The 13,078-nt window shown below is 36.9% G+C and carries 10 protein-coding genes; 6 read left to right on the forward strand and 4 right to left on the reverse strand.

Annotation, left to right across the window (positions count from 1 at the left end; genetic code table 11):
• Positions 1-37 precede the first annotated feature (37 nt).
• Positions 38-1,051, reverse strand: coding sequence for a GTPase ObgE (obgE, locus tag ACY2RT_RS11270; RefSeq protein ID WP_490156013.1), 1,014 nt, complete (start codon positions 1,049-1,051; stop codon positions 38-40).
• Positions 1,052-1,080: 29 nt separating this feature from the next.
• A complete protein-coding gene (locus ACY2RT_RS11275; RefSeq protein ID WP_490156014.1) occupies positions 1,081-1,653 on the reverse strand; it encodes an adenylate kinase in 573 nt (190 codons plus the stop codon).
• A gap of 139 nt (positions 1,654-1,792) precedes the next feature.
• Here ACY2RT_RS11275 and purK point away from each other — a divergent pair, with 139 nt between their 5' ends.
• The 3 genes from purK to ACY2RT_RS11290 are packed head-to-tail and all read left to right on the forward strand — an operon-like array spanning position 1,793 to position 5,531.
• Entirely contained in the window at positions 1,793-2,956 is a 1,164-nt protein-coding gene (gene purK / locus ACY2RT_RS11280) for a 5-(carboxyamino)imidazole ribonucleotide synthase (RefSeq protein WP_490156015.1), read from the forward strand.
• 38 nt (positions 2,957-2,994) lie between these two features.
• The gene (gene purE / locus ACY2RT_RS11285) at positions 2,995-3,480 is read left to right on the forward strand and encodes a 5-(carboxyamino)imidazole ribonucleotide mutase (protein WP_490156016.1); all 486 of its coding nucleotides are present in this window, start codon (positions 2,995-2,997) and stop codon (positions 3,478-3,480) included.
• A gap of 29 nt (positions 3,481-3,509) precedes the next feature.
• Positions 3,510-5,531, forward strand: coding sequence for a M3 family metallopeptidase (locus ACY2RT_RS11290; protein ID WP_490156017.1), 2,022 nt, complete (start codon positions 3,510-3,512; stop codon positions 5,529-5,531).
• A 123-nt stretch (positions 5,532-5,654) separates the two neighbouring features.
• Here ACY2RT_RS11290 and ACY2RT_RS11295 read toward each other — a convergent pair whose 3' ends face one another.
• Positions 5,655-7,109 (reverse strand): M20/M25/M40 family metallo-hydrolase, encoded by a 1,455-nt coding sequence (locus ACY2RT_RS11295; RefSeq protein ID WP_490156018.1) that lies wholly within the window; start codon positions 7,107-7,109, stop codon positions 5,655-5,657.
• A gap of 152 nt (positions 7,110-7,261) precedes the next feature.
• Here ACY2RT_RS11295 and ACY2RT_RS11300 point away from each other — a divergent pair, with 152 nt between their 5' ends.
• Complete coding sequence (locus tag ACY2RT_RS11300) at positions 7,262-7,813, forward strand: sigma-70 family RNA polymerase sigma factor (RefSeq protein WP_490156019.1); 552 nt, start codon at positions 7,262-7,264, stop codon at positions 7,811-7,813.
• A gap of 226 nt (positions 7,814-8,039) precedes the next feature.
• On the opposite strand, the gene ACY2RT_RS11305 is transcribed toward ACY2RT_RS11300, so the two are convergent.
• Positions 8,040-8,864: a UbiA prenyltransferase family protein gene (locus ACY2RT_RS11305; RefSeq protein WP_490156020.1), complete on the reverse strand. Its 825-nt coding sequence runs from the start codon at positions 8,862-8,864 to the stop codon at positions 8,040-8,042.
• A gap of 130 nt (positions 8,865-8,994) precedes the next feature.
• Here ACY2RT_RS11305 and gcvP point away from each other — a divergent pair, with 130 nt between their 5' ends.
• Positions 8,995-11,844 carry an aminomethyl-transferring glycine dehydrogenase gene (gene gcvP, locus ACY2RT_RS11310; protein ID WP_490156021.1) on the forward strand — a complete coding sequence of 950 codons (2,850 nt, stop codon included), beginning with the start codon at positions 8,995-8,997 and terminating at the stop codon, positions 11,842-11,844.
• Positions 11,845-12,017: 173 nt separating this feature from the next.
• A complete protein-coding gene (locus ACY2RT_RS11315; RefSeq protein ID WP_490156022.1) occupies positions 12,018-13,076 on the forward strand; it encodes a 3-oxoacyl-ACP synthase III family protein in 1,059 nt (352 codons plus the stop codon).
• The last annotated feature ends 2 nt before the right edge of the window (positions 13,077-13,078 follow it).

Below are 13,078 nucleotides of genomic sequence, written 5' to 3' on the forward strand. Positions count from 1 at the left end.
AAAATTAACAAATTCTATATATCGCTTTTATACTGGTTTAATGATCTATTTTATTATTCAACATTCCCCATAGTTTGTCCTTTAACTGCATCAAACCTTGTTGTGCAACCGAAGAAAAAAACAAATAAGGAACTTCCTGAAACTCTTTATCCAACTCGGCTTTTAATTCAGCTTTTAGTTCTTCGTCAAGCATATCACTTTTTGAAATTGCTATAAGTCTATCCTTATCCAGCATTTCCGGGTTGTAACGACGTAGTTCGTCCAATAGGATTTCGTATTGTTTTTTAATATTATCTGCATCTGCCGGAATTAAAAATAAAAGTGTAGAATTTCGTTCAATATGTCTTAAAAAATAATGCCCCAATCCTTTTCCTTCTGCCGCTCCTTCAATGATTCCCGGAATATCTGCCATCACAAAAGTCTGATAATCTCGATATTCAACAATTCCTAAATTAGGTTTTAGAGTAGTGAATTCGTAATTGGCAATCTTTGGTTTAGCAGCTGTAACTACAGAAAGGAGTGTAGATTTCCCAGCATTGGGGAAACCAACCAATCCAACATCTGCCAGTACTTTCATTTCAAGTGTAAAATTACCTTCTTCGCCTTCCAAACCAGGTTGTGCATAACGAGGAGTTTGCCTTGTAGCACTTTTAAAATGACTGTTTCCAAGCCCGCCTTTTCCTCCTTTGGCAATAATAAGTTCATCACCATGCTCCATGAGTTCCCGTAATGTTTCTCCGGTATCCGTATTTTTCACAACAGTCCCTAAAGGAACTTCAATATAAACATCTTCCCCATCAGCTCCGGTGCTGGTTTGCTTACCACCTGCTCCTCCATGACCCGCTTTATAATGCCGTTTAAACTTTAAATGATGGAGTGTCCACATATTTTTGTTGGCTCTTAGAATCACGTGACCACCACGACCACCATCACCTCCATCTGGGCCACCTTTAGGAATATATTTCTCTCTACGTAAGTGCGCACTTCCTTTACCTCCTTTTCCAGAAGTTACATGAATCTTTACGTAATCTACAAAATTGCCTTCAGTCATAATTATTCCTTTCTTTTTGGAAGATTTATTTACAAGTTATCAATCACCTTGCTTAAGCGCCCGGTAATTTCTTCGATACTTCCCACACCATTTACTCCGTGGTATTTATTTTGAGTTTGATAAAACTCTTTTAGAATATCTGTTTTGCGATAGTATTCTGCTATACGTTCGCGAATTACTTCTTCATTGGCATCATCCGGGCGACCGCTGGATTTTCCACGCTCTAAAAGTCTTCCAACCAAAATTTCATCATCAACTTCCAGTGCCACCATAGCATTAATTTGAGAATTTTTTTCTTCCATCAATTGTGCTAAAGCTTCAGCTTGAGCAGCAGTACGTGGAAAGCCATCAAATATAAAACCATTGGCATCTGCATTTTTTTCCACTTCGGCATTGAGCATATTAATAGTTACCTCATCCGGAACCAGATGTCCTTGATCCATATAAGACTTAGCCAATGTCCCTAAAGCTGTTTCATTTTTAATATTGTACCTAAACACATCCCCGGTTGAGATATGCACCAATTCATATTTTTCTTTTAAAACATCTGCCTGTGTTCCTTTTCCTGCACCCGGAGGCCCAAATAATACTATATTCTTCATACGTAATGCCCGACTTGGCGGGTATCTTTTTAATTGATAATCCTTTTTTCTAAATAATGATGTTAAAAATTGCCACATAAATAAAGTTGCAAAGATAACAATTGCAAAGAAGATTGTACCTTTGCGCAAAGAAACCTTTATGGCAGACTATTTTTCTTCAGACTTCACTTTAGGAATTCTTGGCGGAGGTCAATTGGGTAAAATGTTGCTCTATGAAACACGCAAATTCGACATTAAAACCAATGTACTAGACCCTAGCAATGAAGCCCCGTGCCGTATAGCTTGCGATCGTTTTGAACAAGGCGACCTAATGGATTTTGATACTGTCTATTCCTTCGGAAAAAAAGTAGATGTTCTTACTTTTGAAATTGAGAACGTAAATGTAGAAGCGCTGGAAAAACTGGAAGCTGAAGGAAAAAAAGTATTTCCTTCTTCCCAAACACTTCGAAACATTCAAAATAAAGGAACTCAAAAACAATTTTATAAAACACATAGGATCCCAACATCTCCTTTTAAGCTGTTTCCAAATAAAAATTTATTAAAAGATGCCATAGACCGTGATGAATTACAATTTCCTTTTGTATGGAAAAGTTGCACAGGTGGCTATGATGGAAAAGGCGTAACAATTATTCGCGACACATTAGCCATTAGTATGCTTCCCGACGGCGAATGTATTGCAGAAAAATTGATTCCTTTTAAAAATGAATTGGCAGTCATTGTCGTTCGAAATCCAAAAGGGGAAGTAAAAACATATCCTGTGGTCGAAATGGAATTTCACCCGGAAGCCAATCAAGTGGAATATGTGATATGTCCTGCCCGTATTGATGAAGCAGTTGCAAAAAAGGCACGCAATATTGCTGTTAAAGTTTCCGAAGCATTTCAACATGTTGGACTATTGGCTGTAGAGCTATTTCAAACCACGGATGATGAAATTCTGGTTAACGAAGTTGCTCCAAGACCTCATAATAGTGGACATCATAGCATTGAATCCAATTATACCAATCAGTTTGAGCAACATCTAAGAGCTATTTTAGACCTCCCTTTGGGAAAAACAGATAGTAAAGTGGGTGGGATTATGGTCAATTTAGTAGGTTCTGAAGGGTGCACCGGAAACGTAGTTTACAAAAATATTGATACTATTATGGAAATGGAAGGAGTAACTCCTCATATCTATGGAAAGAAAGAAACCCGCCCTTTTAGAAAAATGGGACATGTCACAATAGTAAATGAAGACATCAACGAAGCTAGAAAAATAGCCGAAAAAGTAAAGAAAACAATTCAAGTGATCAGTAAAAATAATTAATATCCATTAAAACATATCCGCTTTGGCGGACGTACATTATGAGCAAAATAGGAATCATCATGGGAAGTACAAGTGATCTGCCGGTTATGCAGGACGCTGTAGACATTTTAAAAGGTTTTGATATTGAAGTGGAGGTAGACATTGTTTCCGCACACCGCACACCTGATAAATTATTTGATTATGGGAAAAATGCTCATACGAGAGGCATTTCTGTAATTATTGCCGGAGCCGGAGGAGCTGCACATCTTCCGGGAATGATCGCTTCGTTATCACCTTTACCAGTTATTGGCGTTCCTGTAAAATCCAGTAATTCTATCGATGGATGGGATTCTGTTCTATCTATTTTACAAATGCCGGGAGGAGTTCCGGTGGCTACTGTAGCGTTAAACGGTGCTAAAAATGCTGGAATCCTCGCCGCTCAGATTATTGGCTCTGCAGACACATGTGTTTTGGATAAAGTACTAGCCTATAAAGAAGGGCTAAAGCTAAAAGTAGAAGAAGGAGCCAAAAACTTAAAACAATAAATTAGAATAAAAAAGAAGAATAGATTACCATGAATAACCCTCTGTTAGCCCCTTTTGATTCCGCCCCTTTTTCAAAAATTAAAAATGAACATTACTTACCTGCTATAAAGGAACTAATCGAGATCACTAAAGGCGAAATTGATATTATAACCCATAACAGTGATACACCTACATTTCAAAATACGGTTGAGGCATTGGAGTACACAGGACTGCAATTAGATAGAGTTACCAGTATCTTTTTTAATCTTAACGGTGCTGAGACCAGTGAAGAAATTCAAAGGATTGCTCAGGAAGTTTCTCCATTACTTTCAGAATTTAAAAATGATCTGTTGCTCAATGAGGCCCTTTTCAAAAGAGTAAAAACAGTTTATGATTTAAGAGGTTCACTTAATCTTAATCCCGAACAGCAAATGCTGCTCGAAAAACAATATAAGGGCTTTGCACGTAACGGTGCAAATCTTTCAGAAAAGGATAAAGAGACGCTTCGGAAAATTGACACTGACCTTTCTAAACTGAAACTCACTTTTGGAGAAAATGTTCTTGCCGAAACCAACAAGTTTGAAATGCTTGTTACTAACAAAAAAGAACTTACCGGCCTTCCTGAAGGTTCTAAAGAAGCCGCCGCACAAACTGCAAAAGAAAAAGGCAAAGAGGGTTGGCTGTTTACTTTAGATTATCCAAGCTATATTCCTTTTATGAAATATGCTGAAAACAGAGAACTCCGCAAAAAAATGTCACTTGCTTTTGGTGCAAAAAGTTTTCATCATGACGAACTGGACAACCAAAAGAATGTCCTGGAGATTGTAAATCTTCGCCATCAACGTGCCCTATTACTAGGCTATCAATCTCACGCACATTTTGTTTTGGAAGAACGCATGGCCGAAACACCTCAAAAGGTCAAATCTTTTTTGAATGAATTACTGGAAAAAGCTAAACCTGCTGCTCAAAAAGAGTTTGATGAATTGGAAATGTTTGCAAAGAAATTGGATGGAATTGACAAGCTCCAGAAATGGGATGGAGCTTATTATGCTGAGAAATTAAAACAAAAACGTTTCAATTTAGATGATGAAAAACTGAAGCCTTATTTCAAACTGGAAAATGTTATTAACGGTGTTTTCAGTGTTGCAAAAAAACTCTATAGGATCAATTTTAAAGAAATTCACGATATAGATACATATCATCCAGACGTAAAGACCTTTAAGGTAACTAATGCTGATGATAAGTTGGTTGCTATTTTTTATGCAGATTTTCATCCTCGCTCCGGAAAACGTGGCGGTGCCTGGATGACCTCTTATAAACCACAACAAATTAAGGAAGCAGTAAATGATCGGCCACATGTTTCTATAGTTTGTAATTTTACTAAACCCACCACAAGTAAGCCATCTTTATTGACCTTCAATGAGGTTACTACATTATTCCATGAATTTGGACACGCGCTTCATGGTATGTTAGCGAATACTACTTATAAAGGCCTATCCGGCACCAGTGTGTATTGGGATTTTGTAGAGCTTCCTAGTCAGATATTAGAGAATTGGTGCTATGAAAAAGAAACGTTAGAATTGTTTGCCACTCATTATAAAACAGGTGAATTGATTCCTATGGAATTAATTGAAAAAATAAAAGATTCGGCTACTTTCCATGAAGGTATGCAAACACTTAGGCAACTAAGCTTTGGATTATTGGATATGGCATGGCACGGTAGTGATCCTTCAGAAATAATAAACGTAAAGAGCTTTGAAAAAAAGGCATTTGCCGAAACGCAATTATATCCGGATGTAAAAGAGAATTGCATGAGCACTTCTTTTTCGCATATTTTTCAAGGGGGTTATTCGGCAGGGTATTATAGTTACAAATGGGCAGAAGTATTAGATGCCGATGCCTTTGCATATTTTAAAGAAGAAGGTATTTTTAACAAAAAAATAGCCGATAAGTTTAAAAAATATATCCTTTCGCAGGGAGGCACTCAAGATCCTATGGAATTGTATGTAAAATTCCGTGGTCAAAAACCTAACCCGGATGCACTCTTAAAGCGTGCAGGGCTATTAAACTAGAAATATTTAGGCTTTCAGACTTTCGCTGTTGCATATTTACAGCATAACAGAAATCAAAAAATAGGTTATAAAAAAGCCTCTTATTATTTACTAAGAGGCTTTTTTATATAGTATTGTAATTTATTATTTTAAAAGTATCTTTTTTGAAATAACAGCTTTTGTTTCCGTTACAAATGTAGCTATATAAACTCCGGATTTAAGAGTGTGTAATGACAGTGAACCTTTATCTGCTGAAACTGGAAAATCCAAGGCCTTTTTACCAAGAACATCATAGATTTCAATGTTGGTGAAATTTTCATTTGATGACTTAAGGTCATACTCTAAATTATTATCATTCACAGTAACAAAAACAGTATCTAATAATGTTTCGTCAACTCCTAAAGGACCATTGCTTTTAGCAGTTTCAATTAAAAATTCTGCACATAGTTTTGCAAATTTAGCTGCATGAGTAGCTGTTCCTGTAAGACTATAGGTGTCATTGGCTGAATGAATATTTGAGTTATGCTGTCCAAAATTAGCTTCAAAAGGAAAAGATGCCATATACCCTTCACTGGTCCAACTGGCATGGTCTGAACAACCATAGTTACAAAGAGATGTACTATAGGTAATCTGATGGGGTCCCGAAGCATTGTAATGATCTACCAATTGCATCAGAAAACTGTTAAGTGTTGCATCGGTATAATCTGTTATAAAGGAAACATCGTTCGCAGAACCATTATAATTAGTCATATCAAATTGTACAACAGCCACTACATTCACATTATTGTTATTATAATTCTGTGCAATTTCAGCAGAGCCAACCAGTCCAACTTCTTCGGCAGCGTATGCCATTACTTCTATGGTTTTCTTAGGAACAAAACCTACTTCAAATAAAGCACGCGTTGCTTCAGTAATTGTTGCAATTCCGGAAGCATCATCATCGGCCCCTGGTGCATCGTTATTTCCCTGATTGGAAGTTGAATCCAAATGCCCACCAACTATTACAAATTCATCCGGTGTCTCAGCTCCTTCAATCGTCATGATAACCGATGGCATTTGCGTATTTACATGGTTGTACAATCTCACACTTACATCTGTCCTTCCATAAGTGTTCGCCATTGCTTCCCATTTAGCTTTCAGATCAATAGCAGCTTGAGTAGCAGAAGGCCTGTTATGATATCGTGTTCCGTAGCTTTCCAGTTCCAGAATCTGATCTTCAATATTTTGAGTGTTTATTAGGTCCAGAGTTTGGTTTACCAGAGCATCTTCAGTAATGGAAAATGCCCCCCGATTGTTTTGTGGTGCTCTTTTTGGTTTGCTTAATGCTGCAATTGCTTCTTCTAAAGAACTTTTAAAAATATAGCCTGGGCCATGAACCAGTACTCTGTCATGCAATTTATGCCCGGCAAGTGGAGTTAAATAAACAGCAGCTTCATTTCTTTTTTCGGCCAATATTTCTACTTCATTAGGTAGATCTTTTTTCAATTCCCTGGCATCTTGCAAGGACATGGTGGCGTAAAAATTATTGGTTTCCTGAGAATAACTATTAAATGCAATTAGTGCAATTATAGCCAGAATAAAAAGTTTAAATTTTTTCATAGTCACAAATTTTAATCTCAAAGTTAAGTTATAGTGTTAACAAAATTCAATTTTCATCATTTTTTAACTTTTCTATTATGTCAGAAACAACAACTTTTAGGTTGTTCTTTACAAAACTTTATTATTTTTGATAAATCTTCTATAGATCAGGTATGCCATCAAATCTTTTAAATCCAAATCAATGGGTGGATCTTTATTCAGATTATCTGTATAACTATACCATTGTACGTGTAAATAACCATGAAGTGGCACAGGATTTAATTTCTGAAACTTTTCTGGCAGGGTTAAAGTCTCAAAAGAATTTTAAAGGTGAGGCTAGTGAACGCACATGGCTCATTTCTATTTTAAAAAGAAAGATAATTGATCATTACCGCAAAATTAACTCCACTAAAGGAAAAGCAGAGGTTCGTATGGCCTATACAGATGAAGATGCAGAAGGAAGTTGGATTGAAGAACGTGTTAGCGACCCCTTTGATAAAACTGCCGAAGACACCATGGAAAATGAAGAATTGGGTTTAGCAATTTTAAATTGCCTGGATGGTCTAAATGAGAGACAAGCTGCAATTTTTAAAATGAAAACTATCGATGGTTTTGATACCGAAGCTATCTGTAATGAATTTGATATTACCCCGTCTAACCTTTGGGTTATCATTCATCGCGCTAGGAATGCGATGGCAGATTGCCTGGAAACAAACTGGTTTTAGAGAAATTATGAAGTTTATGTTGAAATGCGATGAAGCCGCTCATTATTGTGATAAATTACAATATGATGAGGCTAGTCTTTGGGAAAAATTTACGATGAAGTTACATCATTTGTTCTGTCGTATTTGTAAAGAGCATTCTATTAAGAATACCAAACTTACGCATCTTTTAAAAAGATCCAGAGTAAGAACGTTAAGCTCAAGCCAAAAAGAGCAGTTAAAAGAACGGTTACGGCAAGAAATGTCTAACTAAAAGCAAAATACCATACCAAACAATAGGGATGCTTTCCACCCAAAAAGAAGCAAAATATCTTGGCTGTCTTTTTTCTGAAAAAAATATAGCTGTTGCTGTTAATAAGCACACAAATAAAAGACTAACTGCATAAGGTATTGAAATTTCATCTTTAAAATATTCTATTAAAAAACAAATCCCTAACAGGGCACTTCCTAAAATTTTTGTAACAAAAATTCCATGACGTTGAGGCAATGTACTTAAAGTGGATTTATCGTATGGAAGGTCCCTGATCTCAAAGGGAATAGTTAATGCAATTACAATAAAAATTCGTTGTAAAAATGTAATTGTATGCGCTGTGCCATATCCTTCTTGCGTAGCAGTTAGGGGCACCACAACTGTAACTCCTGCCCAGACTATAGCAACAATAAAGATTTTTAATCCGCTAAAGTTTCGTAAGTTTTTTTTTCTTAAAAAGGGGACCGCATACAATAAAGTAAGTATTCCAAAAACTGCTGTGACAGATAAGGTCTTAATAGATTGCTGTAGACTAAAAAAGAGTAAAGTCACAAAACACAGAATAGAAAAAACCTGAATGGTTTTTAGTGAGTCTGTTAAACTTCGGTGGTGCAATCCTGCCACAGCAGCATATTTTACAAAATTATAGCCTGTAATTGTCCCAAAAAAAACAAAACCATATAGTGTTTTTGAAAATTCCAGTTCTAATTCAATCTCTGTGATAATCACCAATGAAAGTACTGCTAAAGCAACATGAATACTACTGTTAACATAAAAACCGAATACACGTTTCAAGAGCTTCATAAAACAAAAATAGACAAAGTGTTAGTAACCTTTATTTTTGGTCAAGAAGTTATACATACCTGAAAATTAAAAAACATAAAGTTTATGGTTTAAAATATGTAATTTTGCAGCTTAATTTAATTGCAAATCAATGAATACAGATTCTTTTGCCCTTAGACATATTGGTCCTAGAAAAAGTGACCTATCCGAAATGCTTAAAACTATTGGTTCACAGAGTCTAGACCAGTTGATATCCGAAACAATTCCAGATGACATTCGTTTAAAAAAAGAGCTTGTTCTTGATACGGCAATGAGCGAGAATGAATATCTGGAGCATATCACCGATCTGGCTTCAAAGAACAAAATATTCAAAACATATATTGGGTTGGGATATCATCAATCCATCACACCTCCTGTTATTCAGCGTAATATTTTGGAGAATCCGGGATGGTATACCGCCTATACGCCTTACCAGGCCGAAATTGCCCAAGGCAGGTTGGAGGCATTGCTCAATTACCAAACTATGGTTGCCGATCTTACAGGAATGGAGTTGGCAAATGCATCTTTGCTGGATGAAGCTACTGCCGCCGCAGAAGCAATGGCATTATTATTAGCTGTAAGAGAACGTGAGCAAAAGAAAAATGGTGCTGTAAAGTTTTTTGTTTCTGAGGAGATTCTTCCACAAACATTATCATTATTGCAAACACGTTCTACTCCAATTGGAGTAGAATTAGTGATCGGTAATCATGAAGATTTTGATTTTTCTTCAGATTATTTTGGAGCACTATTACAATACCCGGGGAAAACAGGACGGGTTTATGATTTCAAAGAATTTGTTTCTAAAGCAAAAGAAGCACAAATAAAAGTAGCAGTAGCTGCAGATATTTTAAGTCTTGTAAAATTAGAGGCTCCGGGTAACTTTGGTGTAGATGTAGTGGTAGGAACTACTCAACGTTTCGGAATACCTTTAGGGTATGGAGGACCCCATGCTGCATATTTTGCTACCAAAGAAGAATACAAACGTAGTATTCCGGGACGTATCATTGGGGTTACCAAAGATACAGATGGTAAGCGCGCTTTACGAATGGCGCTGCAAACACGGGAACAACACATAAAGCGTGATAAAGCAACATCAAATATCTGTACTGCGCAGGTCTTATTGGCAGTTATGGCAGGAATGTATGCTGTATACCACGGGCCAAAAGGCTTGGAGTACATTGCAAATAAAGTTCATCATGCCGCTGTAACTCTAGCAGAAGCACTTGAAAAACTTGGTCTTCATCAAACGAATGAGGCCTATTTTGATACAATTACTATTAAAACAGACACTGCAAAAATCTATTACTTGTCAGAAGAAAAAGGAATAAATTTTTATTACCCGGATACTGAAACGGTATCTATTTCGGTAAATGAAACAACGACATTAAAGGACCTCAACAAAATTATACAGATTTTTGCCGAAGCATATAATAAAGAAACTATTGAGCTTACTGAGTTATATACTGAAAATAGGATTCCAACAGAAGTAGCACGCAAAACCGAATTTTTACAAAATGAGGTCTTCAATAGCTACCATAGTGAAACAGAGTTGATGCGTTACATCAAAAAATTAGAACGTAGAGATCTTTCGCTAAATCATTCTATGATATCTCTGGGTTCTTGTACAATGAAGCTAAATGCTGCTGCTGAAATGTTGCCGCTTAGTGATCCACAGTGGGGTAATGTACACCCTTTTGTTCCTGTAGAGCAGGCAGGGGGATATCAACAAGTACTAAAGAAATTAGAGAACCAGCTTACCGAAATTACCGGTTTTGCAGGAACTTCTCTACAACCAAATTCTGGTGCTCAAGGTGAATATGCAGGCCTAATGGTGATAAAAGCATATCACGAATCCCGGGGAGATACAGATAGAAACATTTGTTTAATCCCTTCATCTGCCCATGGAACCAATCCTGCAAGTGCTGTAATGGCAGGAATGAAAGTTGTGGTTACCAAAGCTACAGAAGAAGGAAATATTGATTTGGACGACTTGCGCGCTAAGGCAATTGAGCATAGAGACCATCTGGCTGCCTTAATGGTCACATATCCTTCAACACATGGAGTTTATGAATCTGCGATTAGAGAGATTACCAGTATTATTCATGAAAATGGCGGACAAGTGTATATGGACGGTGCCAATATGAATGCACAGGTAGCGCTAACCAATCCGGGTGCTATTGGAGCAGACGTTTGCCACCTTAATCTCCATAAGACATTTGCGATTCCACACGGAGGCGGAGGCCCCGGAGTAGGACCTATTTGTGTCGCAGAGCAACTGGTACCATTTTTACCATCAAATCCTGTAATTAAAACAGGAGGGGAAAAAGCAATTACAGCAATTTCTGCCGCTCCCTGGGGAAGCCCACTGGCTTGTTTAATTTCTTATGCTTATATATGTATGCTGGGGGAGAAAGGACTAAAGAAGTCTACACAATATGCCATTTTAAACGCAAATTACATCAAAGAAAGATTAAAAGGCCAATATGACGTGTTGTACAATGGTGAACGTGGCCGCGTCGCACATGAGATGATTGTAGATTGCCGTCCTTTCAAGGCAAACGGTATTGAAGTAACCGATATTGCAAAACGACTTATGGATTACGGTTTCCATGCGCCAACGGTTTCTTTCCCTGTGGCAGGAACTATAATGATCGAACCAACCGAAAGTGAAAGCAAAGAAGAATTAGACCGTTTTTGTGATGCTATGATCTCGATTAGAAAAGAAATTAATGCAGCTGAAAAAGATGACCTTGATAATGTATTAAAAAACGCACCGCATACTTTGGCAATGGTTACTAATGATACCTGGGAATTTTCTTATAGTAGAAAAGAAGCAGCATTTCCTCTGGACTATATTTCAGAAAACAAATTTTGGCCAACAGTACGAAGAGTTGATGATGCTTATGGTGACAGAAATTTGATCTGTACCTGTGAGCCTATTGAAGCCTATATGGAGCCTTAGTTCAAATTAAATATACTCTAGCATAGAAAGTCCTCAATTTTCTTCATGGAATTTTGAGGATTTCCTTTTATAAAATTTGTATATTATAAATAATTTAAAAACTGTTTATTTTCCATCAAAATAAAACTGCTACCTAAGTACTTTTCAGTATTTTAGTCAAAATTTTTAGCGCAATGGGTGTTACAATTACAGGCATAGGTAGTTACATCCCCAGTGGGGTTGCAACAAATGAAGAATTTGAAAATCATCGGTTTTTTAATGAAGATGGATCTCTTTTTGGATATAAGAATGAAGAGATCATTGAAAAATTCAAAGCCATTACCGGTATTGCGGAAAGACGCTATATTATAGATGACCTGACGACTTCAGACATTGCTTCTTTTGCAGCAGAAAAAGCGATTGAAGATGCAAAAACAGACAAGGAAGAACTCGATTATATTATTGTCGCCCACAATTATGGAGATGTAAAATACGGCTCTTTGCAAAGCGACACTGTTCCCAGTATTGCTTCACGGGTAAAACACATTTTAAAGATCAAAAACCCTTATTGTGTTGCTTACGATATGCTTTTTGGCTGCCCTGGCTGGGTAGAATCTATGATACAAGCCAATGCTTTTATTAAATCCGGGATCGCAAAAAAATGTCTGGTCATAGGAGCCGAAACTCTTTCAAGGGTGATCGACCCACATGACCGTGATTCTATGATATATAGTGATGGAGCCGGTGCTGCTGTTGTTGAAAATACTAATGACGATCGAGGTATTCTTGCTCATAAAAGTGGAACTTTCACCTATGATGAGGCTCATTTTATTTATTTTGGGGAATCTAATAATCAAGAATTAAAAGATGCTCGTCGCTATATTAAAATGTATGGCCGGAAAATCTATGAATTTGCATTAACGAATGTCCCTACTGCCATGAAAGACTGTCTGGATGAAAGTGGAGTTTCAATTAAAGAGGTGAAAAAAATATTTATCCATCAAGCTAATGAGAAAATGGATGAAGCCATTATGAAGCGTTTTTATAAATTATATAATGAAACTCCTCCTGATGATGTTATGCCTATGACCATTGATAAATTGGGGAATTCCAGTGTAGCTACTGTTCCTACACTATATGACCTGGTCGTTAAAAGAGAACTTGGGGACCACGAAGTAAACAAAGGCGATATCGTATTATTTGCCAGTGTAGGTGCCGGGATGAATATTAATACAATTGTTTATAGGGTCTAATT

The organism is Ulvibacter sp. 2210JD10-4, from assembly GCF_058148525.1.